We start from the raw sequence: 25,885 nt of genomic DNA on the forward strand, positions 1-25,885 counted from the left end.
GCCCGCGCGACGATGGTGGCCCGGTGTCCCCGCCAGGGACTCCGGGCCACCACCGACTCGGCGGGGCACGCCGGCTCGCCGCCGAGGTGCCAGCGTTCTGCCGTCGGCAGACGATCGTCGAGGTGGCGTTCCGTGTTCCCTACGCTGCTTCGATGAGCACTGAACGACTCCGTCGCCGCCTGAACCGACTCATGCTCGGCCGCTACCAGGCGTACCTCTGGACCGGCGAGGACGGCGTGACCCTGGTCGATGCCGGCCCCGCCGGGTCCGGGCCGGCGATCGAGGCGGCCCTGCGCGGCCTCGGCCTCGCCCCGACCGACCTGCGCCGCCTGGTCCTCACCCACTTCCACGACGACCACGCCGGCGCGGCAGCGGAGGTGGCCGCGTGGGGTGACGTGGAGGTCGTCGCGCACAGCCAGGACGCGCCGGTGCTGCGCGGCGAGCGGCCCGGCCCGCCGCCGAACTTCACCGAATTCGAACGCGGCCTGCACGCTCAGGTCGCCGCCGGACTCCCGCCGGCCCCGCCGGTGCGGGTGGACCGGGAGGTCTCCGACGGTGACGTACTGGACTTCGGCGACGGCGCGCAGGTGCTCGCCGTGCCCGGGCACACCGATGGCAGCATCGCGTTGTACCTGCCCCGCCACCGCGTCCTGTTCACCGGCGACGTGGCCGCCGAGTACGGCGGTGAGGTCATCTTCGGGGTGTTCCACCTCGACCGGGCCCGCACCGCCGCGGCGTTTCGTCGGCTCGCCGCGCTCGACTCCGACGTGGCCTGCTTCGGGCACGGCGAGCCGGTGCTGTCCGGCGCCGGGGACCGGCTACGGGCCACCGCCGACACCCTCGCCGAGGGCTGACCGCCCGGACGACGAGGGGCCCGGCACGGTGACACCGTGCCGGGCCCCTCGCCGTCGCGTCCCGGACGCGACCTAGCTGTCGCCGCCGGTCTCGCCGACCGGGGCGGCGTTGACGTCCTCGATGGCGTACTTCTTGGCCGCCTCGGCGGGGACGTTCGCCGGCACCGCGCCGCGCAGGGCGAGCTGCCGCAGCGTCGCGACCACCACCGACTCGGCGTCGACGTGGAAGTGCCGGCGCAGGGCGTGCCGGGTGTCGGACATGCCGAACCCGTCCGTGCCGAGCGAGGTGTAGTCCCCGGGCACCCAGCGGGCGATCAGGTCCGGCACCGCGCGCATCCAGTCGCTGACCGCGACCTTCGGCCCGTCGGCGTCGGCCAGCTTCCGCTGGATGTACGGCACCCGCTGCTCCGCGCCCGGGTTGAGCAGGTTGTGCTCCTCGCACTCCACCGCGTCGCGGCGCAGCTCGGTCCAGGAGGTCACCGACCAGACGTCGGCCGCCACGCCCCAGTCCTGGGCCAGCAACTGCTGGGCCTTGAGCGCCCACTGCATGCCGGTGCCCGAGGCGAGCACGTTGGCCTTCGGTGCGTCGCCGCCCACCGACGGAGCGGGGGAGTAACGGTAGATGCCCTTGAGCAGCCCCTCGACGTCCACGCCCTCCGGCTCGGCCGGCTGCAGGATCGGCTCGTTGTAGACGGTCAGGTAGTAGAAGACGTTCTCCTGCTTGTCGCCGTACATCCGGTGCAGGCCGTCCTCGAGGATGTGCGCGATCTCGAAGGCGAACGCCGGGTCGTACGCGACCACCGCCGGGTTGGTGGCGGCGATCAGGTGCGAGTGGCCGTCCTCGTGCTGGAGCCCCTCGCCGTTGAGCGTGGTCCGGCCGGCGGTGGCGCCGAGCAGGAAGCCCCGCGCCATCTGGTCGGCGGCGGCCCACAGCCCGTCGGCGGTGCGCTGGAACCCGAACATCGAATAGAAGATGTACATCGGGATCATCGGCTCGTCGTGCGTGGCGTACGAGGAGCCGGCCGCGGTGAACGAGGCGACCGAGCCGGCCTCGTTGATGCCCTCGTGCAGGATCTGCCCGCCGATGGCCTCCTTGTACGACAGGAACAGCTCCCGGTCGACGGCGGTGTAGCGCTGGCCGTGCGGCGAGTAGATCTTCTGCGTCGGGAAGAGCGAGTCCATGCCGAAGGTGCGGGCCTCGTCCGGGATGATCGGCACCCAGCGCTTGCCGAACTCCTTGTCCTTCATCACGTCCTTGAGCAGGCGGACGAAGGCCATGGTGGTGGCCACCTTCTGCTTGCCCGAGCCGCGCTTGACGTCGGCGAAGCGCTCCGGGCCCGGGATGGTCAGCCGCTTGCTCCCCGGCCGGCGCGACGGCAGGTAGCCGCCGAGCTGCTGACGCCGCTCCTTGAGGTAGGCGATCTCGTCGGACTTCTCGCCCGGCGTGTAGTACGGCGGCAGGTAGGGGTTGTCCTCCAGCACCTTGTCCGGGATGTCCAGGAAGAGCCGGTCGCGGAAGGTCTTCAGGTCCTCCAGCGTCAGCTTCTTCATCTGGTGCGTGGCGTTGCGGCCCTCGAAGTGCGAGCCCAGCGTCCAGCCCTTGATCGTCTTGGCCAGGATCACGGTCGGCTGGCCGGTGTGCTCCATCGCCGCCTTGTAGGCCGCGTAGAGCTTGCGGTAGTCGTGCCCGCCCCGCTTGAGGTTCCAGATCTCGTCGTCGCTGAGGTGCTCGACCATCTTGCGGGTCCGCGGGTCGCGGCCGAAGAAGTGCTCCCGGACGTACGCCCCGGACTCCGCCTTGTAGGTCTGGTAGTCGCCGTCGGGCGTGGTGTTCATCAGGTTGACCAGCGCGCCGTCGGTGTCCGCCGCCAGCAGCGGGTCCCACTCACGGCCCCAGACCACCTTGATGACGTTCCAGCCGGCGCCCCGGAAGAACGCCTCCAGCTCCTGCATGACCTTGCCGTTGCCGCGCACCGGCCCGTCGAGCCGCTGGAGGTTGCAGTTGATCACGAAGGTGAGGTTGTCCAGCTCCTCGCGGGCGGCCACGCCGATCGCGCCGAGCGTCTCCGGCTCGTCCATCTCGCCGTCGCCGAGGTACGCCCACACGTGCTGGTCCGAGGTGTCCTTGATGCCCCGGTGGTGCAGGTAGCGGTTGAACCGCGCCTGGTAGATCGCGTTGAGCCCGCCCAGACCCATCGAGACGGTGGGGAACTCCCAGAAGTCCGGCATCAGCCGCGGGTGCGGGTACGACGGCAGGCCGCCGCCCGGGTGGGACAGCTCCTGGCGGAACCCGTCGAGCTGGTGCTCGGTCAGCCGACCCTCGAGGAACGCCCGCGCGTACATGCCGGGGGAGGCGTGGCCCTGGTAGAAGATGTGGTCGCCGCCGCCCGGGTGGTCCTTGCCCCGGAAGAAGTGGTTGAAGCCCACCTCGTAGAGGGAGGCCGAGCTGGCGAAGGTGGAGATGTGCCCGCCGACGCCGATCTCGGGGCGCTGCGCCCGGTGCACCAGCATGGCCGCGTTCCACCGGACGTACGCCCGGATCCGCCGCTCCACGTGCTCGTCACCGGGGAACCACGGCTCGCGCTCCGGCGGGATGGTGTTGATGTAGTCGGTGGTGGTCAGGGACGGCACCCCGACCTGGCGCTCGCGGGCCCGCTCCAGCAGGCGCAGCATGACGTAGCGGGCGCGCTTGTTCCCGCGCTCGTCGATGACACCGTCGAGCGACTCGACCCATTCGCTGGTCTCTTCAGGGTCGATGTCCGGAAGCTGGCTCGGCAGACCAGCGGTGATCACCGGGCGCTTGCGTTCCGTAGCCACAGGCGTTCCCTCGGTTCTGTGTGGGATAGGTCTCTAGCGCCATCCTGCCTCCTGGTGGCACCCCCCGTCACGCCCACCGTCCCGAGACGCGACGCTGAACACAGGTACCCGTCAGTAACTTTCTGCGACCGGCGATCCGGCCCGTCCCCGGCGGGCCGGACGGCGGGCGGACACCCCCTTGCCCGGCCCTTCTAGGCTGCCGCCATGAACAGGCGGATGGCGCTGGTCGGCGCGGCCATGGTGGTGGCCGGATTCGCCGGGATGGCCGGCGGCGGGCTCGGAATGCGCGAGGGGCGTGCCGCCCTCCTCACGATCGTTCTGTCCGGGGCTCTGCTGGCCGTGCTCGGCGGTGCGGTGCTGCGCGGGGCCCGGCGGGCGTCGGCCCGCGACCGGTCACGGAGAGCGGGCGTCGGGTCCGCGCGGGCGGAGGCGGCGACGGCGGGAGTCACCGGGGACGTGGGTGCCGGCTACGGCGGCCGCGACCACGACTCGGACACCGAGCGTTCCGGCTCCCGCTGGTGGAGCGGCGGGGACTCCGATGGCGGCTGGTCCGGTGGCGGGGACTCCGGCGGTGGCGGCGGGGACTCCGGCGGCTGCTGACCCGCTCGGGCAGAATGCGTCGTATGCGCAGTGAGCTGATCACGGTCCAGACCGGCTCCCGGCCGACCGTCCGGGACATCACGGCCGAGGCCGAGCGGTTCGTCGCCGGGCAGGGCGACGGCCTGCTGCACGTCTTCGTCCCCCACGCCACGGCCGGGCTCGCGCTCATCGAGACCGGCTCCGGCTCCGACGACGACCTGCTCGCCGCGCTGGACGACCTGCTGCCCACCGACGACCGCTGGCGGCACCGGCACGGTTCGCGCGGGCACGGGCGCGACCACGTGCTGCCGGCGTTCGTGCCCCCGTACGCGACGCTGCCCGTGATCGACGGGCGGCTGGCGCTGGGCACCTGGCAGTCGCTCTGCCTGGTCGACCCCAACGGCGACAACCCCACCCGCAGGGTCCGCCTCTCGTTCCTGCCCGGCTGACCGCCCCCGCCCGGGTCGGGGCGGGGGCGGTCGGGGCGGGGTCAGGGGCGGACGGTCTCCGCCTCGACCGTCCGACGGCCCGGGTCGGTCCCCGGGGCGGCGCTTCGCGCGGCGGCCGCCGGCAGCGGATTGTCCGCCGTCAGGTGCAGGCCGGGCACCCGGTCCTCGATCACGAAGGTGGCCCGGGTGTGCGCCGGTGCGCCCGGCCGGCTGACGTACGGCAGCACGTCGAAGTCGGCGGTGAGCCGGCTCGGGGTGATCGTGGTGCGGACGTAGCCGCGCAGGTTGTTCTGGAACCGCAGGTGCGGGTTGAACGCCAGCCAGGGGTGCGAGCCGGTCGCCGAGTCCGCGCCGTCCCCGCCGGACGTGATCGAGGAGCACACCAGTTCGCTGCCGACCGTCCGGGAGGTCGGGTCGGCGTAGTCCAGCTTCAGGTCGCTGGCCCAGTGCGCGTGCACGTCGCCGGTGAGCACCACCGGGTTGCGTACCCCGGCGGCCAGCCAGCCCCGGGTGATCCGGTCCCGGGAGGCGACGTACCCGTCCCAGGCGTCCATGCTGGTGACGGTCAGCGGCCCGGAGTTGTTGTCGCGCTGGGCGAAGAACACCTGCTGGCCGAGGATGTCCCAGCGGGCGTCGGAGCGGCGGAAGCCGTCCAGCAGCCACGCCTCCTGCTCCGCCCCGGTGATCGACCGGGCCGGGTCGGCGGCCGCCGCGCAGTTGCGGTAGCCGTCGCCGCAGGCCTGGTCGTCGCGGTACTGCCGGGTGTCGAGCATGTGGAAGGTGGCCAGCCGGCCCCAGCGCACCCGCCGGTAGAGCTGCATGTCGATGCCGCGCGGGACCGAGGTCCGGCGCAGCGGCATGTTCTCGTAGTACGCCTGGAACGCCGCCGCCCGCCGCGCGGCGAAGTCCGGGTCCGGCGCCTCGGGCGTCTCGTCGGCCCAGTTGTTCTCCACCTCGTGGTCGTCGAAGACCACCACCCACGGCGCGACGGCGTGCGCGGCCTGCAGGTCCGCGTCGGTCTTGTACTGCGCGTGCCGCTGCCGGTAGTTGGCCAGCGTCCGGGTCTCCGGGCCCTCGTGGTCGCGGGGGTTGCCGCCCGGGACGTTGTACGTGTCCTTCGCGTACTCGTACTGGTAGTCGCCGAGGTGCAGGATCAGCTCCGGCTCGGTCTCGGCCAACCGCCGGTAGGCGGTGAACCAACCGTGTTCGTACTGGGAGCAGGAGGCGAAGCCCATGGCCAGGGTGGCCGGCAGGCTCCACGGCGCGGGCGCGGTGCGGGTGCGGCCCACCGGCGACAGGTGACCCTCGGCGCGGAAGCGGTAGAAGTACTCCCGGCCGGGCAGCAGCCCGTCCAGCTCGACGTGCACGCTGTGCGCCGACCCCGGCCGGGCCCACGCCACGCCCCGTCGGACGACGTGCCGGAACCGTTCGTCGGCGGCGAGCTGCCACTGCACCGGGACGACCCGGTCGGGCATCCCGCCGAGGCCGTCCTCGGCCAGCGGCTGCGGCGCCAGTCGGGTCCAGAGCACGAAGCCGTCGTGGTCCGGGTCGCCGGAGGCCACCCCGAGGGTGAACGGGTACGGCAGCCGCCGGGTGCCGGCGGACGACGTCGGCGCCGGGCCGAGGGGCTCGGCGCCGGCCGCCGCCGGCAGCGCGGCGACGGCACCGGCGGCGCCGACGGCCGCGCCGGTGAACAGGATGGTGCGTCGGGACAGTGCCACGAAATCCTCCCCAGAGTCCGGTTATCGCCGACCTGGGGAGCGTCCCGAGCGTGGGTGACCGCCAGATGACGGGAAGGGCCCCTCGTCGCCGCCAACAGCCGAACAAGGGGCCCTTCCGCACCGCTCAGACGGCGAGATCCCGCCGGGTGAACGCGGTGGTGCCGACCGCGACGAGCAGGGCGGTGACGCCGAGCAGCAGCAGCGCGCCGACCGGCTGCACGCCGTCGACCAGCGGCGAGCCCCCCAGGTACCAGTGGAACGGGGAGAGCTCCCGCGCCCAGGTGAGCCCCTCGACCTGCGGGAAGACCGAGTTGGCCAGGTAGCCGAGGACGGCGACGCCGGCCCCGGCGCCGAGCGCGGCGGCCCGGCGGCCGGTGGCCGCCCCGACCGCGAAGGCGAGTGCGGCGAAGGCCAGCCCGAAGAGGGCGAGGTGCAGGGTCATCGCGGCGAATCCGTCGGCGCCGATCCCGTCGAACTCGGCGGGTCCGCTCAGCCCCACCATGGCCAGGCCGAGCAGGACGGCGATCGCGACGATGCCGGCCGCCACCGCGGCGAAGCGCAGCAGGGCGAGCCGTGCCCGGCCGACCGGGTGGGCGAGCACCAGGTCCAGCGTGCCGGCCTCCTCGTCGCCGGCCACCGCACGGGCTCCCGCCGCGATGGCGAAGACGGCGACCAGCAGCGGCACCAGCAGCCCGTAGACGGCGCTGCCGAGGTAGCCGGCGGCGCTGGTCAGGTCGCTGTAGTTGAACGCCTCCAGCACCCCCTCCGGATACGCCTCCAGCGCCTTGGTCATCTCGGGGGTCTGCATCGTCGGCCAGAACGAGGCGTACATCGCGCCGACGGCGACGATCGCCACGGTCCAGCCGATCAGCGACCGGCGCGCGTCGTGCAGCGCCTTGGTGAACGGGTCACGCAGCAGCACGGACGGACTCCTCCCGCGAGTAGTAGCCGAAGAACAACTCCTCCAGGTCGGGCTCCTCGGAGAGCAGCCCGACCACGGTGTGCCCGGCGGCGGCCTTGACCAGCGCGTCGGCCCGCCCGTCCAGCCGGCACCGCAGCGTGGTCCCGGTGACGGCGACCTCGCTGACGCCGGGCAGGGCGGCGAACTCCGCCGCCGTGACCGGGTCCGCGAAGCTGATCTCGACCCGGCGGACGGCCTGTTCGCGCAGCTCCTCGACCCGGGCCACGGTGACCAGCCGGCCCTCGCGGATGATGCCGACCCGGTCGGCGGTCTGCTGCACCTCGCTCATCACGTGCGAGGACATGAAGACCGTCCGCCCGTCGGCCCGCGCCTCCCGGACCATGGCGAGAAACTCCTGCTGGAGGAACGGGTCCAGGCCGCTGGTCGGCTCGTCGAGGACGAGCAGTTCCGGATCGTGCATGAACGCCTGCACGACGCCGACCTTCTGCCGGTTGCCCTTGCTGAGCCCCTTGATCCGCCGGCCGAGGTCCAGGTCGAGCCGGGCGGCCAGCTCGTCGATCCGGGCCCGCGGCACCCCGCCGCGCAGGTTGCCCAGGTAGGTGAGCAGTTCGCCGGCGGTCTGCCGGCCGTCGACCACGAAGTCGCCGGCCAGGTAGCCGACCCGGCGGCGCAGCGCGACCCCGTCGCGGCGGGGGTCGGCGCCGAGCACGCTGATCCGGCCGCTGGTCGGGCGGATCAGGTCGAGCAGCAGCCGGATCGTGGTGGACTTGCCGGCCCCGTTGGGGCCGAGGAACCCGTACACCTCGCCGCGCTCGACCCGCAGGTCCAGCCCGGTCAGGCCCCGGTTGCGGCCGTACGTCTTGACCAGGTCCGCCGTCTCGATGGCAGCGTCAGCCATCGCCCTCTCCCTTCCCCGTGTACTCGGACTCGAAGCGTTCGACGAGCTTGGGCACCTCGCGTTCGATGAACGCGTAGAAGTCGCGCATCACCCGCAGCCGCTCGCTGCCGGGCGCTTCCTCGCCGCCGATGACGGCGAGCCCCTGCTCCATCAGTTCGCGGAACACCCGGAACTTGGCGGCGTCGGCGGCGATCCGGATGATCGCGTCGGGCCTGACCTCGTACGCGTGGCCCCGGCGGCCCGGCGCCGGCACCCGCCGGGCCAGGCCGCTGCTCTCCAGCAGCCGCATGCCGGTGCTGACCGAGCCCTTGGACAGCCCGAGCCCCTCGGCGAGCTGGCTGCTGGTCTGGCCCGGCGGGTCGCAGATCAGCAGCCAGCCGAGCAGCTTCCCGTACGCGGGCGGCAGGCCGATCCCGCTCAGCGCGACGGCGGCGTCCTCGGCGTAGCGGCGCTGGGCGGAGAGGTCCGTCATCAGCTCCTCGTTTCAAACGTTCAATAAGTTCTGAACGAAGAGTACGCGCGGCGACGGCGGATGGAAAGCCCGGGGAGCGACATCCGCGTTGGCCGGTGGTGCTCGGGGCCGCGATCTCCCCGGCCCTGGTCGGTGGTGCCGTGGGCTGGTGCGGAGGTGGGTCCTCGGCGATCGTGGGGTGGGCGGCGCCGGTCGCGCCGGTGCCCCCGGCGGGGCGTCGCGCCGCCCGACCCCACGATCGCCCGGTCGGCCGAGGTCAGGGGGTGGCGAGGGCGAGCTGGGTCACCCGAACCTTGGTGGCCAGGGCGTCGAGCAGGCCGCGCAGCAGCGTCTCCGTGGTCTCGTCCCGGACGGTGCCGTCGAGGGCGAGCTTCTCGTGCGCGTTCGTCACGATGACCTCCGGCTTGCTGAGCACGGCCGAGTCGGTCCAGAGGAAGAGCTGCCGGAGCTGGAGCTGGGCCCGTACGGTGCCCATGCCGGTCGGCGCCGCCCCCATGATGGCCACCGGCTTGTGCGCCAGCGGCGACACCCACGAGGTGATCGGGAAGCTGGGCCGGGACGCCCAGTCGAGGGCGTTCTTCAGCACGCCCGGCACGCCGTAGTTGTACTCGGGGGTGGCGATCAGCAGCGCGTCCACCGCCGCGATCCGCTCGCGCAGGTCGACCACGGCCGCCGGCGGCTCGGCCTCGATGTCCTCGCTGAACGGCGGGATGGCGCCGAGGCCGTCGTACTGCTCGATGGTCAGCCCTTCGGGGGCGAGGCGCTGTGCGGCCCGGATCAGCGCCGTGTTGAACGATGCGTCGCGCAGGCTGCCCGAGATGGCGAGGACCGAAAGGTCGGACATGTGGATCTCCTCCGTCGGATGCCCACCGCTATTTGCGTGAGCTGCTCAACAGTAGAGCCTATCAACTATTGAACCGCAAGTAGGATGTACGTCATGGCGCAGCACACCGTTTCCTCCGCCCGGCTCGACCCGGGCGACCGCTCCGGGCTGGCGGGCGACGTGGTGCGCCGGATCACGCACATCGCCTCGGCGATGCGGCACCACCAGGGCGTGGAGATCGGCCAGTTGGGGCTCACCCCCGCGGCCGCCCGGGCCCTGCACGAGCTGGACCCGGACCGACCGCTGCCGGCCCGGGATCTCGCCGAGGTGCTGAACTGCGACCGGTCCAACGTGACCGCCCTGGTCGACAAGCTGGAGCACGCCGGGCTGGTGGAGCGGCGCACCGACCCGGCGGACCGGCGGCAGAAGACGCTGGTGGTGACCGAGGAGGGCCGGCGGGTGCGGGCCCGGGTCCGCGAGGTCATGTCGGACTCCCGACTGCTCGCCGGGCTCACCGACGAGGAGTTGGGCACCCTGCGCGAGCTGGTGTGGAAGGTCTCCGACGGCGGCTGCCCCGAGTCGTGCGGCGAGGACTGACCCGCCCCGCGTCGTTCGTGTCCGAGTGGGCGAGCCGGGCGCTCGTCGGTAATGCTGTCCGACGTGACCACCCCGCAAGATCTCGACGACCGGTTCCGGGAGGCGCTGGCCGCGCTGCCCGCCCCGCAGCAGCGGCGTGACCCGGCGCGGCCGGTCACCGACGACGCGACGCTCACCGGCGCGCGGGTACTGGACCTCTTCGACGCCCAGCTGACCAGCCGCCAGCTGGACCTCGCCGGGCGCTGGCTGCGCAGCTTCGGCGAGGGGTTCTACACGATCGGCTCCGCCGGCCACGAGGGCAACGCCGCGGTCGCCGCCGCCCTGCACGCCGGCGACCCGGCCCTGCTGCACTACCGCTCGGGCGCCTTCTACTGCGTCCGGGCCGGTCAGGCCGCCGAGGCGACCGGGCCGGAGCCGGCCGGCCAGGCCGCCACGTCCGTCCCCGCCGACCAGGCCGACCACCCCGTCGACGCCGGGCCCGCCGCCGGCCCACCCGCTCCCGGCGACGCCGTCCGGGCGGACGAGCCGGGCGGCCCCGCCGCGGACCGGCCGCTCCCGCCGGGGTACGCCGAGGCGGCCCGCGACGTGCTGCGGGGGATGGTCGCGTCCAGCCGGGAGCCGATCGCCGGCGGGCGGCACAAGGTCTTCGGCCGGGCCGACCTGGCGGTCGTCCCGACCACGTCCACCATCGCCTCGCACCTGCCCCGCGCCGTCGGGATGGGGCTGGCGGTGGAACGGCTGCGCCGGTTGGACACCACCGGCCGGCGGGCCGGCGACGGCGTGCGCGCCGGCAGCGGTGGGGGCGCGGCGCACGCGTCCTGGCCGCCGGACGCCATCGTGGTCTGCTCGTTCGGCGACGCCTCCGTCAACCACGCCAGCGCCACCGCGGCGTTCAACACCGCCGGCTGGTACGACCACACCGGCCTGCGCATACCGGTGCTCTTCGTCTGCGAGGACAACGGCCTGGGCATCAGCGTCCGCTCCCCGCAGGGGTGGGTGGAGACCACGCTGCGGGCGAAGCCGGGGATCCGCTACTTCGCCGCCGACGGCGGCGACCTGGTGCGGGCGTACGAGGTGGCGGTTGAGGCGGCGGCCTGGGTGCGCCGGCACCGGCGCCCCGCCGTGCTGCACCTGTCGACGGTGCGGCTGATGGGGCACGCCGGCGCGGACGCCGAGACCGCGTACCGCGCCGCCGGGGAGATCGCCGCCGACCTGGACCGGGACCCGTTGGTCGGCACCGCGCGGCTGCTGGTCGGGGCGGGCGTCGCCACCGGCGAGGAGCTGCTGGCCCGCTACGACGAGGTCGGCTGGCAGGTGCGCCGGATCGCCGAGGAGGTGCTGGACGAGCCGAAGCTGGCCGCCCCGGCCGAGGTGGTGGCGCCGCTGGCCCCGCGGCGGCCGGTGCGGGTCGCCCGGGCGGTGGCCGACGCGGCGGCCCGGGCCAGCGGCCCCGGAGCCGGCGCCCGGGCGGAGGCGTTCGGCGGGAAGCCGCCCGAGCTGACCGGCCCGCTGACCCTGGCGCAGAGCATCAACGCCGCGCTCGCCGACGGGATGCTCGACCACCCGCAGATGGCCGTGTTCGGCGAGGACGTCGGGGTGAAGGGTGGCGTGTACGGGGTGACCAAGGGGCTGCGGGACCGGTTCGGCGCCGCCCGGGTCTTCGACACCCTGCTCGACGAGACCTCGATCCTCGGGCTCGGGCTCGGTGCCGGGCTGGCCGGGATGCTGCCGGTGCCGGAGATCCAGTACCTGGCGTACCTGCACAACGCCGAGGACCAGGTGCGTGGCGAGGCGGCCACCATGCAGTTCTTCTCGCAGGGGGCGTTCCGCAACCCGATGGTGGTGCGGGTGGCCGGGCTGGCGTACCAGGAGGGCTTCGGCGGGCACTTCCACAACGACAACTCGGTGGCCGTGCTCCGGGACGTGCCCGGCCTGGTGATCGCGGTGCCGGCACGGCCGGACGACGCGGCGCCCATGCTGCGCACCTGCCTGGCGAGCGCGGCGGTGGACGGCAGCGTCTGCGTCTTCCTGGAGCCGATCGCGCTCTACCACACCCGCGACCTCTACGCCGATGGTGACGGCGAGTGGCTGGCCCCCTACGCCGAGCCCGGCGCGTGGACCGGCGGGCACGTGCCGATCGGCCGCGCCCGGGTCTACGGGGTCGGCTCCGCCGAGGACGTCACGATCATCACGTTCGGTAACGGGGTGCGGATGTCCCTCCGCGCGGCGGCGACCCTCGCCGACGAGGGGGTCGGCACCCGGGTGGTGGACCTGCGCTGGCTCGCCCCGCTGCCGGTGGCCGACATCATCCGGGAGGCCGCGGCGACCGGCCGGGTGCTGGTGGTGGACGAGACCCGCAGGTCGGGCGGGGTCGGCGAGGGCGTGATCGCCGCCCTGGTCGACGCCGGATATGTCGGCGCCGCGCGGCGAGTGGCCGGAGTTGACTCGTTTGTACCATTAGGTCCGGCGGCGCGTCAGGTTCTGGTCTCCGAGGAAGCAATTACCCAGGGTGCCCGTACGCTCCTGGCACGGTAAATTCCGTTCCACCCGGTGCGCCACTTGCGCGGGGAGCCACAACTGTGTGGACTTGCCTGACGGCGTCGCACGACGCCGCCAGCAGGGATGAGATGAGGAGGCACGCGACAGTGAGCGCGACCGCTGGTCAGGCCGCCGACGGGGTACGCAGCCTGGCGGACCGGTTCGGGATCGAGCCGGGGATGGTCGTCATGGAGATGGGGTACGACGACGACGTCGACCAGGATCTCCGGGACGCCCTGACCGACCGCTGTGGAGAGCTGGTCGACGAGGACACCGACGAGGTGGTCGACGCGGTGCTGGTCTGGTACCGCGACGGCGACGGTGATCTCTTCGAGCTCCTCGTCGACGCCCTCGGCCCGCTGGCCGACAACGGTGTCGTGTGGCTACTCACGCCCAAGGCCGGGCGCGAGGGGCACGTCGAGCCGAGCGACATCGCCGAGTCCGCGCCCACCGCGGGCCTCCAGCAGACCTCGACCGTCAACGCCGGCCGGGACTGGAGCGGCGCCCGCCTCGTCCTGCGTCGCGGGGCCAAGGGCAAGAAGTAGGCCGTCCGGCGGCACCTGGCGGCGCCCGCCGCCGGGTGTGGCAGGCTGATGCCCACCTGATCCCATTCCTGAGGAGCTCGCATGCCGATCGAGGTTGGCGCCGAGGCGCCGGACTTCGTACTCAAGGACCAGAACAACCAGGAGGTCCGGCTCTCGGACTTCCGTGGCAAGCGCACCGTGCTGCTGGTCTTCTACCCGCTGGCCTTCACCGGCATCTGTCAGGGTGAGCTGTGCGAGGTGCGGGACAACCTCAACGAGTACGTCAACGACGACGTCCAGGTGCTCACCGTCAGCGTCGACTCGGTCTACGTCCACAAGATCTGGGCCGACCGGGAGGGCTACCAGTTCCCGCTGCTGGCCGACTTCTGGCCGCACGGCGCGGTCGCCCAGGCGTACGGGGTCTTCAACGACGTCGCCGGCATCGCCAACCGGGGCACCTTCGTCATCGACAAGGCGGGCGTGGTGCGCTTCGCCGAGATGAACATGCCGGGGGAGGCCCGCGACCAGCAGGGCTGGCGCAAGGCGCTGGCCGAGGCCGTCGCGGCCTGACCAACCGGGCACGCCGTACGACCGGGCCGGTGGATGGCAGGGTAAGCTAGCCAGCCTCCGGCCCGCCGTACGGGCGTTCCGGGCGCGTAGCTCAGTGGGAGAGCACTCGCCTTACAAGCGAGGGGTCGCAGGTTCGAAACCTGCCGCGCCCACCACCACCTGAACAGCCAGATCCGCTGGTCGGGATTGCGCTTAGTTGCTCACGGATCGAGTGGTTCGACGACCTGTTTCCGGACGTGTTGATAGATCACCGAGCTGCGGAAGCCGACGATCTCGCGGCGTCCGCTGAACTTGTCCATGAGGAAGGTGTGCAGGCTGTCCACGCCGGGCACGGCGACGTGGACGAGGAAGTCGTCGCCGCCCGCGACCACGAACACCGACAGCACCTCGGGCAGCCCCATCGCGTACTTCTTGAAGCCGTCGATGACGGTGCGGCTCAGCGGCCGGACCTGCACGTGCAGTAGTGCCTGAACGCCTCGGTTGAGGGCGGTCAGGCTGATCTCGGCGTGGTAGCCGGTGATCACGCCTCGATCCCTCAGCGCCCGCACACGCTCGAGGCAGGTCGACGGCGCGATGCCGACGGCGCGGGCCAGTTCGCGGTTGGTCTGCCGTGCATGTGTCTGCAGATGCTGGATGATCGCCGCATCAAGTTCGTCTATGACCAGGATCTTGCCATTTTCCCCGAACGACGTTCGGTGAGAGCCAGTCGCTGCCGTTCAGGTGCCTAATCTCGGTCCCGATCTGACGGGCGGGCGAAGGGGAAGCCATCATGGTCGCGACCAACATCGACACCGAGTCCATGCACGAACACGTCGTCGTCAGGCGGGGCGCACGATCCGGCCTGCCGATCGTCGTCGCGGTGCACTCCACCGCGCTCGGCCAGGCCATCGGCGGATGCCGGCTGGCGCACTACCCACACTGGCGCGACGGCCTGGACGACGCGCTACGGCTCTCGGCCGCGATGTCGGACAAGTGCGCGCTGGCCGGGCTGCCCAACGGTGGCGGTAAGACCGTCGTCGCACTGCCCCCCGGCGTGACACTGGACGGCGCCGCCCGTCGGGCGGTACTGCACGATGTGGGCGACGTCATCGCTGGCCTGACCGGCACCTACGCGACGGGCCCGGACGTGGGCACCGGCCCGGACGACATGGTGACGATCGCCGAGCGGACGCCGTACGCGTTCTGCCGACCGGTTGGCGCCGGTGGCAGCGGCGACTCCTCCGAGCACACCGCCGTCGGCGTCCTCGCCGCACTGCACGCGCTGTGCGCCGAGCGGTTCGGATCGCCCGACCTGTCCACGCGCAGCTTCGCCGTGCTCGGCCTTGGCCGCGTCGGCGGCCACGTGCTGCGGATGCTCGCCGACGCCCGCGCGACGCTGGTGGCAAGCGACGTCGACGACAGTCGACGTGCGCTCGCCGGCGCCGCCGGCGCGGCCTGGGCCAGCCCGCAGGACTGCCTGACCGCCGACGTGGATGTGCTCGTCCCCGCCGCCCTCGGCGGCCTGCTCACGCCGCACACGGTGTCGGAACTGCGCTGCGCCGCGATCGCCGGACCGGCCAACAACCAACTCGACACCCCGGCCACCGCTGACCTGCTGCACCAACGTGGCATCCTCTGGGCCCCGGACATCATCGTGAGTGCCGGCGGCATCATCCACGCCACCGCCGTCGAGCTGCATCACGAGACCTCCACCCAGGCCACCGTCCGGGTCCACGGCATCGCCGACACCCTCACCGACATCCTGCGCACCGCCCGCGCCACCGGCTCGACCCCGGCCGCCGCCGCCCGTTCCCACGCCCGCCGACGCATCCGAAGTGCTCACCGCTGACCACAACCACCACCAACCCCCTAACCACTCAGGAGCACCTCCACATGACCCCGGCGACCAAACTCGTGATCGTCCTGCGTGCCGAGCTGCCAGCCGCACAGGCGGCCAACGCCGCGGCAGTGCTCGCGTTGAGCCTCGGCGGCCGGCTGCCCCATCCCCCGGGGGCCGACCTCAGAGATGGCTCCGGCGAGCCGCACGCCGGGCTGAACCCCCACCCGGTGCCCGTTCTGAGCGCCACCGCCGATCAGCTCCGCGACCTGCATCGAAGGGCGCGCGCCGACGGCGACCTGACAACCGTGGCCTTCAACGAGGTCGCCCGACAGGCCCGCACGTACGGCGACTACGTGGCCGCGCTCGCCGCCACACCCGCGGACGAAATCCACTACGTCGCCGTCGCGGTGTACGGCCCACGCAACCGGATCACCGCCCTGACGAAGCGATTCCCCCTCTACGCCGCCGACGCGCCGGTCACCGCCCGGTCCGACGCCGCCCGCAGGAGAGCCGGGCTGTTCCCCACCGCCGATGACCGCCGGTTCAGCGCACCCGCCAACGGCAGTGAACGGCAACTGCTGCACGACATGCTGCGAGCCCAGCGCAATACGCTGGAGTTGAAGTGCTCGGACGTCGAGGATGACCTGGCTCGCCGAACGGTGCCACAATCGACGCTGTCGCTGCTGGGTCTGATCCGCCACCTCGCCGACGTGGAGCGCCGCTGGTTCCGCCAGGTCCTGGCCGGGCAGCACGCACCCCCGCTGTTCTCGTCCCCAACCCAGCCCGACGGCGACTTCGACAACGCCGTAGCCGATCCCGCCGTCGTCGCGGCGGCCCGTCGGGCCTGGCACGACGAGATCACATTCGCCGACACGTTCATCGCCAACGCCGACAGTCTCGACGTCGAGGGCCACGACAGCTGGCGCGGTACCGTCTCGCTGCGCTGGGTCCTCGTCCACCTGATCGAGGAGTACGCCCGCCACAACGGACACGCCGCTCGACAACCAGTCGAACAGCGGTCGGGCTGGACTGCCCGGAATCGTGGCGCAGGACGCATTCGAGCAGGCCGAGACGAGCCCCGCTGGACGGTGATGCGCAGCTCTCGCTCGACGGCGTCCGCGTGGTCGTCGAGACATGTGGACAGGACGGTCGCGTCGCCGAGATCGACGGCCCTCTCAAGATCCATACGCGGGGGCTACGGCAGCCTCGGCAGCAGAGCCGCCCCCTGAGGATGGTCGCCGATCACCGCGTCGACCGGGTGGCGAGAGGTGTCGGGGCGCCCGGAATGTCGGAGAACGATCCCACCAAGGTCGCGCGGGGACGGCGGTCATCCGTCAGGTCGGGCTGTTCAGTTGGCGGGCCAGGGAGCGCAGCCAGGGCTCGGCCAGCGCGGGCTCGCCGTCGAGCGCCCGGCCGAGAGCGCGACGTCCGAGAGGGCTGCGGCCGTACCTCACCAGGGCGACCGCCTCGGCAAGTGCCTGGCGCGTCTCGGCGGCACGGTCCGGGCCGTCGTCGGACAGGTGCCAGCGGTCGGGCCGGAAGGATCGGGTGAGCTTCGTCTGGTGGTCACCGAGATACGACCACACGATGCGGTCGAGGGAGACGTTCACCACCGCCCTGGCCGGGAGGCGACGGGTCCATCCGGCGTGCTGCTGCCATCGCCAGGTCCTGGGGCTCGTGTGGAGACGCTGGGTGACACCGATGAAGCGGAGCTTGCGCCGGACGACGTCCCAGGGCTCGCGCGCCTCGGTGATCCATTCGTGCAGCAGGTTGAACAACTCCGTGAATGTCGATCCTTCCCAGACCACGTCCACGAAGACCACGGGTCGGGTGCGACGGGCCAGGGCCTGCGGCGTCACACCCAGCTCCGTCAGGACACGACGTGCCGCCGCTCGCTGCCCGGCTGTCAGAGCCGGCAGCCGCCACCTGTGCCGTCCTGTCCCGATCGGCCGCCGCGCGAACGAGAAAGGTAGCCGCGCCAGGCGCTGCTCGGTGGAGACGCCCGCCACCGCGCCGCTGAGAAGGTCGAACATCGAGTCCAGAGACCTGCCGACGAACAACAGGTCGCCGTTGCCGCTGCGGGCCAGCGTCTTGCCGCCGCACTCCACCAGGTCATCGACGAACCACAGGTTCGGCTCGGCCGTCCCCGCCAGCATCGAGCCGAGCTGGTCGGGCGTCGCCAGGTCCCAGCGGAACGGCAGGTTGACCTCGACCCGCTCGCGCACGGCCACGATTCTGCCAACCAGCGCGACGACAGGCGAGAGCGATTCGACGACGACCACCGTACGCACGGTCAGGCGGCGACGCCGCCTGGACGGACGGCACCCGCTTCGGCCGCCATCGGCACCAACGTGGCGGGTACGCGAGCGGGCCGCCGGATGACCGGCGGCCCGCTATGTCCCGGGGTGTCGTCGTCGCACAGGATCGTGGCCTGGAGCTGCCGCGTGAGGGTGGCACGAACCGGCAGGCGAACCGATCGCCTCGCCCGTCGGCGCGCGGACCCGTGCGGTCAGAACCGCACGTTCGTCATCGTGTACCAGGTCGGCGCGAACACCGTGACGGCCAGCACGCCCAGGACCGCCGCCGACCCGAGGACCCCCGAGGTGGTGACGGGCGCGGGTGCGACGGGCCTGCGGTTCCACCGCCCGACCGCGATGAACGCCGCGACCCCGCCCAGCACGAGATTGGCGGGCACCAGCGGGTACTCGTCGCGCGTGAGGTGGAAGCCGGCTGCGAGGACCATCGTCAACGTCAGGCCGGCGGCGGCGAGCGGCGTCAGCTTCGGCTTGACCCGCGTCATCGTCGGCAGGATCAGGCCGACGCCGCCGAGGACCTCACAGGCTCCGACGAGGACGATGAGCACCTGCGGCACCGCCGCGTACCAGGCCACGGCCTGGGGAGCCGCCGCGTACAGGGCCTCGTCGTACATCAGCACCTTGCCGAAACCGCTGCCGGCGAAGAAGAAGCCGGCAAGCACCTGCAGCAGCCAGAGGATGCCGTTGAGGGTGAACCTCGCTCCACGAGCCCGCGCCCGCCGCTCCCTGTGCTCGACCGGGTTCACCTCGGCGTGAGAGTTCATGTCCTGCGACTGCCTTTCTTCCGTCCTGCGGTGGATCCTGCTGCGGGAGTCAGTCGACCATCGGGGCGTGGAGGCGTGCGCCGTCCCTGGGACACCGCGGGACACGGGAGACGCGGCACACCTGCGCAAACGTGCTTCTATCCCGTTGTCGCGGGCTGGGACAGGTCATGGGGGCACCCCTGCCGCGAACACCCCCACCCGAGGACACCAGCGGCCCACACCGCCGCGGAGCGGAGCCGAACCAGCACGCGCCGGCGGGCGCCGGTCGATGGGCGCCCGCCGCGTCCGCGTTCGTCGTGCCGTTGGCCGGGGTGGGTCAGCTCGCGCAGACGGCGTACGCGCGCACCTTCCAGTTGCTGCTGAAGCCGTCCTCGTCCTCAGCGGCGGAGACGGTGACGGTGGTGGACGTGGTGGCCCGCATCTGGGTCAGGCGCACCTGCCCGTCGCCGCCGAGGATCTCGCCGCCCACGCCGTGCACGCGCGTGCCGGTCGGGCAGGTGGCCGTGATCGAGCGGGTGGCGGCGGAGCTGTAGACGCTGTCGTCGATCACGCGCTGCTCACCGGGGAGCGGGTCGGCGCAGATCGCGGTGGCGTCCAGCCACCACGTGTCGTCGAAGCCGGTGCCGTCCTCGGCACCCGCCACCACGACGCTGTTCTGGTGGATGCGCAGGTCCTCCAGGACGACCTCGCTGTTCGGCGCCCCGACGACCGCGCCGCCGACCCCGATGGCGTGCTTGCCCACCGGGCAGGACTTCTCGAACCAGTTCGAGGTGCCGAAGCTCGGTGCCGAGCTGCCGGACACCATCACCAGGCCGGCCGGCGGCGTCGCGCAGATCGCGTTCGCCGTGACCGCCCAGTTGCCGGCGACGCCGGTCTCGTCCTCGCGGCCGGTCACCGAGTACGCGTCCCCGCCGATCAGCGGCCGCATGATGTCCATGCCGACCTGCCCGAGGCCGGAACCGGTGATCGCGCCGCCGCCGCCGATGACCTTGGTGCCGGCCGGGCAGGTCGCGTTCTGCGACTTCGCGCTGCTGTTGCTGGGGCCGGTCGTGGTCTTGATGCTCAGGCCGGGCACCGCCGCCACCGGCCCGGCGAGGGCCAACTGGCCGAGCACGAGCGCGCTCAGCGTGGCCCCGCCCACGGCGGCCGTCCGACGCGACCACCGGGTGCCCTTCGATCCCTCTCGCATGGTGTCTTCCCTTCCTCGGGTTGTTCGTTGCGATGACACCGGTAGGAGCGCGGTCGGGTCGGGATGCCAACAGAAAGCCCGAAGAAAAAAATTCCGCCGTTTTACTGGACCGGTCGACGAGCAGCGAGGGACGCGGATGGACACGGCGGGACAGGACGACACCACACTGGTCGAGGCGCTGCGTCGCGGCGAGCGGGTCGGGTTGGAGGGCATGTACCGGCGGTACGCCGACCGGCTGTACACGTACGCCCGGACCATGCTGCGCGAGCCGGACGCCGCCGCGGACGCCGTCCACGACGCGTTCCTCACCGCCGGTCGGCGCATCCACCAGCTCCGGGAGCCCGATCGGCTGCGCCCCTGGTTGTACGCCATCGTGCGCAACGAATGCCTCCGTCAGCTCCGCGAGCGGTCCCGCTCCCTGCCGCTGGAGGAGGCCGGCGAGCCGGTGGCCGACACCGCCGACCCGGCCACGGCCGTCAACGCCGAGCAGGTACGCGACCTGGTGCACGCGGCGGTCGCCGCGCTGAACCCGGGCGACCGTGAGGTGGTCCACCTGGCCATCCGCCACGACCTGTCGTCCGCCGACATCGGCGCGGCCCTCGGGGTGCCCACGAACCACGCGCACGCCCGGCTGTCGCGCGCGCGTTCGCAGCTCGAACGGGCGCTGGGGGCGCTGCTGGTGGCCCGCACCGGGGCCCGGGACTGCCCCACCCTCGCCGGCCTGGTCGACGGCTGGCAGGGCCGGCTCACCCCGACCCTGCGCAAGCGGGTCTCGCGGCACATCGAGAGTTGCGCGGTGTGTGGGCTGCTCCGGCGGGAACAGCTCAACCCGTCCGCGCTGCTGTCGGCGTACCCGGCGCCGGCCTTCCTGGTCGTCGCCGACACGGTGTGGCCGAGACTGGCCGAGGTCTGGGCGACCGACGTCCCGGCCGATCCGGCGGGCGCGGTCACGGCCGGCCCGGCGGCCGATCCGGCGGGCGCGGTCACGGCCGGCCCTGTGGCAGCGGCCGACGAATCCCCAGGGCCGGCGGATGCCAGCCCGCCGGACAACCCGGCCGGCGGGTCCACCGCGGCCGGCGAATCGGTGCCCCCGGACGGCGCGGCGGCCCCGAACGAATCGGCGGCCCCGGTCGAATCAGCGGCCCCGGCCGGGGCGGCGGCCCCGGGCGGCGCGGCGATGCGGCGTGGGGCGGCGATGCGGGGCGGTGCGGCGGTGGCATCGGTCCGTGCGCCGCACGGCGTGCGGACCACCTCGGCGGTGGCCCGCGACCGGCGGCGTCGGCGGATGGGCGCGACCGCGGCTCTGCTGGTCCTTCTCGCCGTGCTCGGCACCTGGGCACTGGCCCCCAGCCGCCAGCCCGCCGCGCGGGACGGCTCCGGCCGACCGGTGTCCGAGACGCGCGGAGCACCGGCCGGTGATCCGGCGGCACCCGCCGCCGCGCCGCTGCCGTTCGTCACCGCCACGGAAGCCGGCTCCCGAACCACCACCGCGCCGGTGCCGCCCGGCGCCACCGACCCGACGTCCGGGACCGCAGCCGTCCCGGCGGGCGGCGACGGGGTCGCCCGGACCGGTGCGCCGGCCGCGCCGGAGGCATCCGGTGCTGTGCCGGGAGGTGCCGCGCCGACGACCTCCAGGCCACCGACCGTTCCCCGGCCGACCGCCACACCGCAGGTCGCCGCGCCGTTCACGGTCTCCGCCACGGCACGGGTCCGGTGCGGCGCGGAGACGTACAGCCTCGTGGTGCGGGCCACCGGCAGTGCCACGCTCCGTGCCGCCGAGATCCGCTGGACACCCACCGGGGCCAGGACGTCGGTCCGGGCCATGACGGCGGACGGATCGGCGGCCCGGGCGACCCTCGGGCGGCTGCGTGCGCCGGCGCTGACCTGGTCGGTACGGGCGACCGCGGCGGACGGCCGCACGGCGCAGAGCGCGACCTACACGATCACCGACCCGTGCGTGCGGCCGGGATAGCGAGACGGAGCGCGCTCCGAGCCACCCCGGGCGGTGACAGCGCGCCTCGTCCCCTGAGAAAGCGGCGAAGGCCGTGCCGCCGGGGTTGGCTGAGAGGGTGAGCTACGCGGAGGTCAACGGGCTGCGCCTGTGGTACGAGGAGCACGGCGCGGGCCGTCCCCTGGTGCTGCTGCACGGTGGCTTCGGCGCGGTGGAGATGTTCGGGGCCATCCTGCCGGCGCTGGCCGCGCGGCGGCGGGTGGTCGCGGTCGACCTCCAGGGGCACGGGCGCACGGCCGACGTCGACCGGCCGCTGCGCTACGAGTCGATGGCCGACGACGTCGCGGCGCTGATCACCCGGCTCGGCCTGGTGGAGGCCGACGTGCTGGGCTATTCGCTCGGCGGCGGCGTGGCGCTGCGTACCGCCATCCAACATCCGGCGCTGGTGCGCCGGCTGGTCGTGGTCTCCGCGCCGTGCCGGCGGCGGGGCTGGTATCCCGAGGTGCTGGCGGGGATGCCGGAGCCCGACGAGGAGGCGGGGGAGCGGATGCGTGGCACCCCGCCGTACGAGCTCTACGCCCGCGTCGCGCCCAGGCCCGAGGACTGGCCGACGCTCTGGGCGAAGACGGGCGAGTTGCTGCGGCGCGACTACGACTGGTCGGCCGAGGTGGCCGCCCTCGCGACACCCACCCTGCTCGCCTTCGCCGACGGTGACTCGGTCACCACCGCGCACATGGTGGAGTTCTTCGGGCTGCTCGGTGGCGGCCACCGGGACGCCGGCTGGGACGGCGCCGACCGCCCGGCCTCCCGACTGGCCGTGCTGCCGGGGCTCACCCACTACGACATCGTGGCGTCGCCGGCGCTGCCGGCCGCGGTCCTGCCGTTCCTGACCCACCCGGCGCGGGCGCCCGGCTGACGCGGGACGGCGGACCGGGGCGCGTCCGGGTGCCGGGCGGGGCCAGGCGCGGCGGGGCGCGGCAGGGCCCTGCCGCCCCCCACCCGCGCGACGCCCTCCGACGATCGGAGACGAGGCCCCGGCAGCGACGGTGACGTCGTCCGTCAGAGGATGGCGTACGCCTCTGCGCTGGCCTCCTCGGTCTGGCCGGCGGGCGGCGCGGTCACCGACACCGGCTCACCGAAGCCGCTCATCCGCAGCTCGGTGACGAGATCACCCAGGTTCTTCGTGGCGATGGTGTAGGACAGCGCGGTGACCCGGCCGTCGGCGTCGACCGTCGCCTCGAACGGGATGGCCTTCGGGTCCTTCGCCAGCTTGGCGGACGACTCGATGCCGTCGCGCATCCCGCTCTCGGCGCTGGCGGCCTGGGCCGCCTTCTCCAGGTCGGTGATGCCCCGGTAACGGCCGTCGCCCACCTGCTCGGCGGAGACGATGCCACCGACGACGCCGGTCTGCGACTTGAAGTCGAAGGACTGGCGCAGCGAGCTGCCCGGCCTCAGCTTGGTGAGGTCGATCTTCATCCATGGCTTGCCGCCGTCCTGGTTGCCGGACTTGATGTAGGCGGCGTCGCCGATCAGCCGGGCCTCCATCGGCTCGGGGGCGTTGCCGGTGATGTGCAGCGCGCGGGCGACAGGGTCGACCTGGCCGCGGAGCTTGATCGACGTGGGGCCGGCCTTCACCGATGCCTCCATGGTCAGCGTGCCGGAGAGGCTCCGGTCCATGCCCTGCCGGATGACGGCGACCGGATCGGTCGCGGTCGCGGCGGGGGCCGGGGCGTTCGTGGTGGAGCGGCTGGAGTCCGTGCCGCAGCCGGCCACGAGCACGGCGAGGGCGACCACGAGAGCGGGGATCAGTCGACGCATGGTTGGACCCTAACGGGTGGCACCATCCGGTTTCGGCCGCCCTCGAACGTCCGGGGCGTCAGCGCCCGTGTTGCTTAGTCTGTCCAACGATGCCGATTTTGTTCCCGGTGAGGTTGTCGTGGCCTCTGACCCGTTGGTCGGCGGGCCGACGGCGGTGGCCCCGCAGAGGTCGCCCCCGACGCCGGCGACGAGGCGCCTCGCCCCGTCCGGGTGAGCCGAGGCCAGGAGTGTTCCCCGGCGCAGCGGGAAACCGGCCCGGAACGCACCTGGGGAGGAGCGACGGATGACGCATGGCGGCGGACTGACGATCGGCGTGCTCGGCTCGTACGGGGGGCGCAACCTCGGCGACGAGGCGATCCTGACCGGCCTCCTGGCCGACCTGCGGGAGCAGGAGCCGAACGGGCGGATCATCGTCTTCTCCCGCAACCCGGAACACACCCGACTCGCCCACCCGGACGTGGAGGCCGTGCCCTGGGAGGGCATCAGCCGCACCGACTCCGCGCTGGTCCTGGCCCAGCTCGACGTGCTGATCCTGGGCGGCGGCGGCATCCTCTACGACCGGGAGGCCCGCCGCTACCTGCGGGTGGTCCGGGTCGCCCAGGAGCGTGGGCTGCCGCTGCTGACGTACGCGGTGGGGGTCGGGCCGCTCAGCGAGAGCGTCGACACCGGCATGGTGCGGGAGACCCTGGCCAGCGCGGCCCAGGTGACCGTGCGGGACCAGGAGTCCCGGATGCTGCTGGAGGAGGCGGGGCTGCTGAACCCCATCACGGTCACCGCGGACCCGGCGTTCCTGCTCGAACCCGAGGACTTCCCGGCGGAACTGCTCCGCGAGGAGGGGGTGCCGGCCGGGAAGCGGCTGGTCGGGATGAGCGTACGGGAGCCGGGCCGGGCCGCCGAGCGGCTCGACGTCGACGGCTACCACCGCCTGCTGGCCCAGATCGGCGACTTCCTGGTGCACCGGATCGACGCGTACGTGCTCTTCGTCCCGATGGAGCGCGACGACATCCGGCACTCGCACGGCGTGCTGTCGCACATGATCGCCGCCGAGCGGGGCCGGATCCTGCACGGCACCTACTCGCCCCAGCAGGTGCTCGGGCTGATGCGCCACTTCGACCTGGCCGTCGGCATGCGGCTGCACTTCCTGATCTTCGCCGCGATGGTCGGCACGCCGTTCCTGCCGCTGCCGTACGCCGGCAAGGTCTTCGACCTGGCCCAGCGCCTCGGCGTGCCGGCGCTGCGCGGCGTGGAACGGGAGGTCGAGGGCCCCCTGCTGGCCGAGGTCGACCGGCTCTGGGACGAGCGGGAGAAGCGGGCCGAGGCCACCGCCCGGCGGGTCGCCGACGTGTGCGAACAGGCCAGGGGGACCTCGCAGGTCACCCGCGCGGTGCTGGAGAGCCTCCGCGCCCGCAGCCTGAGCCGGGTGGGCTGAGCACGCTCAGACCGCCGGCCCGCGCCAGCAGTAGCGCCACCGGTCGGCGCCGGCATCCACGGACTCCAGCTCGTAGATCTCCGCCCCGGCCAGCCCTCCCGGGCCGACGTGGTGGTGAGTCAGCGGCGGGCGGCCGTTCGGGTCCAGCTCGACGGTGACGGTCTCGCCGTCGGCCGCGCCACCCACCAGCGGGATTTCTGCCGTTGATGCCATGCGCCCCATCCTGCCCCGCCCGGCCCGACGCCGCAGCGGATAGCGGGGCAGCGGGCGGGGCGTCCGGAGGACTGGGTTCCGCGGATGGCGGAGATACCGATCGACCCCACGCTCGGCCCGGTGCTGGCTCGTGCGGCTGACGAGCGGGCCGTGCTCGAATCGTTCCTCGACTTTCACCGGGGCGTGCTGCTGCGCAAGCTGCGCGGCCTGTCCGACGCCGACGCGGCGCGCCGGCTGCTGCCCACGGCCACGACCCTGGCCGGTCTCGTCAAGCACCTGACCCTGGTGGAGCGGAACCGGTTCCCGTGCCTGCTGGCCCCCGGCCCCGGCGACGTCCACCTCACCTCGGAGGAGGACGCGGTGGCCAGCTTCGCGCTCACCGCGGAGGACACCGTCGAGCGGCTCGCGGGGGCGTACGAGCGGGCCTGCGCCCGGTCCCGGGAGGTCGCCGGGCGGTTCGACCTCGACCACGTCGTCCCGCACCCGCAGCTCGGCGAGGTGTCGCTGCGCTGGATCCTGGTGCACATGATCGAGGAGACCGCCCGGCACGTCGGGCACGCCGACATCCTCCGCGAGTTGACCGACGGGGCCACCGGCGCCGTCTGACCGGCGCCCCGGGCCGT

The 25,885-nt window shown here is 73.1% G+C and carries 25 protein-coding genes, 1 tRNA gene and 1 pseudogene; 14 read left to right on the forward strand and 13 right to left on the reverse strand.

Annotated elements, in window-relative coordinates:
* Positions 1-152 precede the first annotated feature (152 nt).
* A complete protein-coding gene (locus tag ACGF7U_RS05115) occupies positions 153-854 on the forward strand; it encodes an MBL fold metallo-hydrolase (RefSeq protein WP_393103112.1) in 702 nt (233 codons plus the stop codon).
* Positions 855-926: 72 nt separating this feature from the next.
* Here the strand turns inward: ACGF7U_RS05115 and aceE are convergent, their stop codons facing one another.
* A complete protein-coding gene (aceE, locus tag ACGF7U_RS05120) occupies positions 927-3,671 on the reverse strand; it encodes a pyruvate dehydrogenase (acetyl-transferring), homodimeric type (protein ID WP_393103114.1) in 2,745 nt (914 codons plus the stop codon).
* Positions 3,672-3,875: 204 nt separating this feature from the next.
* Here aceE and ACGF7U_RS05125 point away from each other — a divergent pair, with 204 nt between their 5' ends.
* Positions 3,876-4,271 carry a hypothetical protein gene (locus tag ACGF7U_RS05125; RefSeq protein WP_393103116.1) on the forward strand — a complete coding sequence of 132 codons (396 nt, stop codon included), beginning with the start codon at positions 3,876-3,878 and terminating at the stop codon, positions 4,269-4,271.
* Positions 4,272-4,294: 23 nt separating this feature from the next.
* Positions 4,295-4,699: a YjbQ family protein gene (locus ACGF7U_RS05130; RefSeq protein WP_393103118.1), complete on the forward strand. Its 405-nt coding sequence runs from the start codon at positions 4,295-4,297 to the stop codon at positions 4,697-4,699.
* Between the two features lie 41 nt (positions 4,700-4,740).
* Here ACGF7U_RS05130 and ACGF7U_RS05135 read toward each other — a convergent pair whose 3' ends face one another.
* The 5 genes from ACGF7U_RS05135 to ACGF7U_RS05155 form a co-directional block, all read right to left on the reverse strand.
* Positions 4,741-6,420 carry an alkaline phosphatase D family protein gene (locus tag ACGF7U_RS05135; RefSeq protein ID WP_393103120.1) on the reverse strand — a complete coding sequence of 560 codons (1,680 nt, stop codon included), beginning with the start codon at positions 6,418-6,420 and terminating at the stop codon, positions 4,741-4,743.
* Positions 6,421-6,544: 124 nt separating this feature from the next.
* Positions 6,545-7,342, reverse strand: a complete 798-nt coding sequence (locus ACGF7U_RS05140) for an ABC transporter permease subunit (RefSeq protein ID WP_393103122.1) — start codon at positions 7,340-7,342, stop codon at positions 6,545-6,547.
* Positions 7,329-8,240: an ABC transporter ATP-binding protein gene (locus ACGF7U_RS05145; RefSeq protein WP_393103124.1), complete on the reverse strand. Its 912-nt coding sequence runs from the start codon at positions 8,238-8,240 to the stop codon at positions 7,329-7,331. The genes ACGF7U_RS05140 and ACGF7U_RS05145 overlap by 14 nt, the downstream gene beginning before the upstream one ends.
* Positions 8,233-8,712 carry a GbsR/MarR family transcriptional regulator gene (locus ACGF7U_RS05150; RefSeq protein ID WP_393103126.1) on the reverse strand — a complete coding sequence of 160 codons (480 nt, stop codon included), beginning with the start codon at positions 8,710-8,712 and terminating at the stop codon, positions 8,233-8,235. Before ACGF7U_RS05150 ends, ACGF7U_RS05145 begins: the two co-directional genes overlap by 8 nt.
* Before the next feature lie 256 nt (positions 8,713-8,968).
* Positions 8,969-9,556: an NADPH-dependent FMN reductase gene (locus tag ACGF7U_RS05155; RefSeq protein WP_393103128.1), complete on the reverse strand. Its 588-nt coding sequence runs from the start codon at positions 9,554-9,556 to the stop codon at positions 8,969-8,971.
* Between the two features lie 93 nt (positions 9,557-9,649).
* Between ACGF7U_RS05155 and ACGF7U_RS05160 the strand changes: the two genes are divergently transcribed.
* The 5 genes from ACGF7U_RS05160 (at position 9,650) to ACGF7U_RS05180 (ending at position 13,919) form a co-directional block, all read left to right on the forward strand.
* Entirely contained in the window at positions 9,650-10,132 is a 483-nt protein-coding gene (locus ACGF7U_RS05160) for a MarR family winged helix-turn-helix transcriptional regulator (RefSeq protein WP_393103130.1), read from the forward strand.
* Between the two features lie 51 nt (positions 10,133-10,183).
* Complete coding sequence (locus tag ACGF7U_RS05165) at positions 10,184-12,667, forward strand: transketolase C-terminal domain-containing protein (protein WP_393103132.1); 2,484 nt, start codon at positions 10,184-10,186, stop codon at positions 12,665-12,667.
* A gap of 110 nt (positions 12,668-12,777) precedes the next feature.
* The gene (locus tag ACGF7U_RS05170) at positions 12,778-13,215 is read left to right on the forward strand and encodes a DUF3052 domain-containing protein (RefSeq protein ID WP_393103134.1); all 438 of its coding nucleotides are present in this window, start codon (positions 12,778-12,780) and stop codon (positions 13,213-13,215) included.
* A gap of 81 nt (positions 13,216-13,296) precedes the next feature.
* On the forward strand, positions 13,297-13,764 hold the full coding sequence (locus ACGF7U_RS05175; protein ID WP_393103136.1) for a peroxiredoxin: 468 nt from the start codon (positions 13,297-13,299) through the stop codon (positions 13,762-13,764).
* 80 nt (positions 13,765-13,844) lie between these two features.
* Positions 13,845-13,919 (forward strand) — tRNA-Val (locus ACGF7U_RS05180).
* 45 nt (positions 13,920-13,964) lie between these two features.
* Here the strand turns inward: ACGF7U_RS05180 and ACGF7U_RS05185 are convergent.
* Positions 13,965-14,288, reverse strand: a complete 324-nt coding sequence (locus ACGF7U_RS05185; protein ID WP_393103138.1) for an Lrp/AsnC family transcriptional regulator — start codon at positions 14,286-14,288, stop codon at positions 13,965-13,967.
* 3 nt (positions 14,289-14,291) lie between these two features.
* A pseudogene (locus tag ACGF7U_RS05190) lies at positions 14,292-14,432 on the reverse strand (Lrp/AsnC family transcriptional regulator); the annotation flags it as partial.
* 101 nt (positions 14,433-14,533) lie between these two features.
* On the opposite strand from ACGF7U_RS05190, the gene ACGF7U_RS05195 reads away from it, so the two are divergent.
* Together ACGF7U_RS05195 and ACGF7U_RS05200 are read left to right on the forward strand one after the other, a co-directional pair.
* The gene (locus tag ACGF7U_RS05195) at positions 14,534-15,592 is read left to right on the forward strand and encodes a Glu/Leu/Phe/Val dehydrogenase dimerization domain-containing protein (protein WP_393103140.1); all 1,059 of its coding nucleotides are present in this window, start codon (positions 14,534-14,536) and stop codon (positions 15,590-15,592) included.
* 44 nt (positions 15,593-15,636) lie between these two features.
* Positions 15,637-16,812 carry a DUF2000 family protein gene (locus tag ACGF7U_RS05200; protein ID WP_393103142.1) on the forward strand — a complete coding sequence of 392 codons (1,176 nt, stop codon included), beginning with the start codon at positions 15,637-15,639 and terminating at the stop codon, positions 16,810-16,812.
* Positions 16,813-16,917: 105 nt separating this feature from the next.
* Here the strand turns inward: ACGF7U_RS05200 and ACGF7U_RS05205 are convergent, their stop codons facing one another.
* From ACGF7U_RS05205 to ACGF7U_RS05215, 3 genes are all read right to left on the reverse strand, one after another.
* A complete protein-coding gene (locus ACGF7U_RS05205; protein ID WP_393103144.1) occupies positions 16,918-17,808 on the reverse strand; it encodes a hypothetical protein in 891 nt (296 codons plus the stop codon).
* Between the two features lie 284 nt (positions 17,809-18,092).
* Positions 18,093-18,662: a DoxX family protein gene (locus ACGF7U_RS05210; RefSeq protein WP_393103146.1), complete on the reverse strand. Its 570-nt coding sequence runs from the start codon at positions 18,660-18,662 to the stop codon at positions 18,093-18,095.
* Positions 18,663-18,978: 316 nt separating this feature from the next.
* Positions 18,979-19,851: a hypothetical protein gene (locus tag ACGF7U_RS05215; RefSeq protein WP_393103148.1), complete on the reverse strand. Its 873-nt coding sequence runs from the start codon at positions 19,849-19,851 to the stop codon at positions 18,979-18,981.
* Between the two features lie 136 nt (positions 19,852-19,987).
* Between ACGF7U_RS05215 and ACGF7U_RS05220 the strand changes: the two genes are divergently transcribed.
* Both ACGF7U_RS05220 and ACGF7U_RS05225 read left to right on the forward strand, forming a co-directional pair.
* Positions 19,988-21,823, forward strand: coding sequence for a sigma-70 family RNA polymerase sigma factor (locus ACGF7U_RS05220; protein WP_393103150.1), 1,836 nt, complete (start codon positions 19,988-19,990; stop codon positions 21,821-21,823).
* Positions 21,824-21,920: 97 nt separating this feature from the next.
* The gene (locus tag ACGF7U_RS05225) at positions 21,921-22,718 is read left to right on the forward strand and encodes an alpha/beta fold hydrolase (RefSeq protein ID WP_393103152.1); all 798 of its coding nucleotides are present in this window, start codon (positions 21,921-21,923) and stop codon (positions 22,716-22,718) included.
* A 143-nt stretch (positions 22,719-22,861) separates the two neighbouring features.
* On the opposite strand, the gene ACGF7U_RS05230 is transcribed toward ACGF7U_RS05225, so the two are convergent.
* Positions 22,862-23,620, reverse strand: coding sequence for a hypothetical protein (locus tag ACGF7U_RS05230; RefSeq protein ID WP_393103154.1), 759 nt, complete (start codon positions 23,618-23,620; stop codon positions 22,862-22,864).
* A gap of 283 nt (positions 23,621-23,903) precedes the next feature.
* Between ACGF7U_RS05230 and ACGF7U_RS05235 the strand changes: the two genes are divergently transcribed.
* The gene (locus ACGF7U_RS05235) at positions 23,904-25,049 is read left to right on the forward strand and encodes a polysaccharide pyruvyl transferase family protein (protein WP_393103156.1); all 1,146 of its coding nucleotides are present in this window, start codon (positions 23,904-23,906) and stop codon (positions 25,047-25,049) included.
* 6 nt (positions 25,050-25,055) lie between these two features.
* Here the strand turns inward: ACGF7U_RS05235 and ACGF7U_RS05240 are convergent, their stop codons facing one another.
* On the reverse strand, positions 25,056-25,262 hold the full coding sequence (locus ACGF7U_RS05240) for a hypothetical protein (protein WP_393103158.1): 207 nt from the start codon (positions 25,260-25,262) through the stop codon (positions 25,056-25,058).
* An 84-nt stretch (positions 25,263-25,346) separates the two neighbouring features.
* Between ACGF7U_RS05240 and ACGF7U_RS05245 the strand changes: the two genes are divergently transcribed.
* The gene (locus ACGF7U_RS05245; RefSeq protein WP_393103160.1) at positions 25,347-25,868 is read left to right on the forward strand and encodes a DinB family protein; all 522 of its coding nucleotides are present in this window, start codon (positions 25,347-25,349) and stop codon (positions 25,866-25,868) included.
* The last annotated feature ends 17 nt before the right edge of the window (positions 25,869-25,885 follow it).

The sequence above is a fragment of the Micromonospora sp. NPDC047670 genome (assembly GCF_043204915.1).
GTDB lineage: Bacteria > Actinomycetota > Actinomycetes > Mycobacteriales > Micromonosporaceae > Micromonospora.

What these genes read in the sequence shown, in the direction of transcription:
- ACGF7U_RS05130 (WP_393103118.1), top strand. Translation starts at nt 4,295, where the DNA reads ATGCGCAGTGAGCTGATCACGGTCCAGACCGGCTCCCGGCCGACCGTC.
- ACGF7U_RS05155 (WP_393103128.1), bottom strand. Translation starts at nt 9,556, where the DNA reads ATGTCCGACCTTTCGGTCCTCGCCATCTCGGGCAGCCTGCGCGACGCA.
- ACGF7U_RS05195 (WP_393103140.1), top strand. Translation starts at nt 14,534, where the DNA reads ATGGTCGCGACCAACATCGACACCGAGTCCATGCACGAACACGTCGTC.
- ACGF7U_RS05200 (WP_393103142.1), top strand. Translation starts at nt 15,637, where the DNA reads ATGACCCCGGCGACCAAACTCGTGATCGTCCTGCGTGCCGAGCTGCCA.
- ACGF7U_RS05150 (WP_393103126.1), bottom strand. Translation starts at nt 8,712, where the DNA reads ATGACGGACCTCTCCGCCCAGCGCCGCTACGCCGAGGACGCCGCCGTC.
- ACGF7U_RS05210 (WP_393103146.1), bottom strand. Translation starts at nt 18,662, where the DNA reads ATGAACTCTCACGCCGAGGTGAACCCGGTCGAGCACAGGGAGCGGCGG.
- ACGF7U_RS05215 (WP_393103148.1), bottom strand. Translation starts at nt 19,851, where the DNA reads ATGCGAGAGGGATCGAAGGGCACCCGGTGGTCGCGTCGGACGGCCGCC.
- ACGF7U_RS05125 (WP_393103116.1), top strand. Translation starts at nt 3,876, where the DNA reads ATGAACAGGCGGATGGCGCTGGTCGGCGCGGCCATGGTGGTGGCCGGA.
- ACGF7U_RS05165 (WP_393103132.1), top strand. Translation starts at nt 10,184, where the DNA reads ATGCTGTCCGACGTGACCACCCCGCAAGATCTCGACGACCGGTTCCGG.
- ACGF7U_RS05240 (WP_393103158.1), bottom strand. Translation starts at nt 25,262, where the DNA reads ATGGCATCAACGGCAGAAATCCCGCTGGTGGGTGGCGCGGCCGACGGC.
- ACGF7U_RS05220 (WP_393103150.1), top strand. Translation starts at nt 19,988, where the DNA reads ATGGACACGGCGGGACAGGACGACACCACACTGGTCGAGGCGCTGCGT.
- ACGF7U_RS05115 (WP_393103112.1), top strand. Translation starts at nt 153, where the DNA reads ATGAGCACTGAACGACTCCGTCGCCGCCTGAACCGACTCATGCTCGGC.
- ACGF7U_RS05160 (WP_393103130.1), top strand. Translation starts at nt 9,650, where the DNA reads ATGGCGCAGCACACCGTTTCCTCCGCCCGGCTCGACCCGGGCGACCGC.
- ACGF7U_RS05175 (WP_393103136.1), top strand. Translation starts at nt 13,297, where the DNA reads ATGCCGATCGAGGTTGGCGCCGAGGCGCCGGACTTCGTACTCAAGGAC.
- ACGF7U_RS05235 (WP_393103156.1), top strand. Translation starts at nt 23,904, where the DNA reads ATGACGCATGGCGGCGGACTGACGATCGGCGTGCTCGGCTCGTACGGG.
- ACGF7U_RS05145 (WP_393103124.1), bottom strand. Translation starts at nt 8,240, where the DNA reads ATGGCTGACGCTGCCATCGAGACGGCGGACCTGGTCAAGACGTACGGC.
- ACGF7U_RS05245 (WP_393103160.1), top strand. Translation starts at nt 25,347, where the DNA reads ATGGCGGAGATACCGATCGACCCCACGCTCGGCCCGGTGCTGGCTCGT.
- ACGF7U_RS05230 (WP_393103154.1), bottom strand. Translation starts at nt 23,620, where the DNA reads ATGCGTCGACTGATCCCCGCTCTCGTGGTCGCCCTCGCCGTGCTCGTG.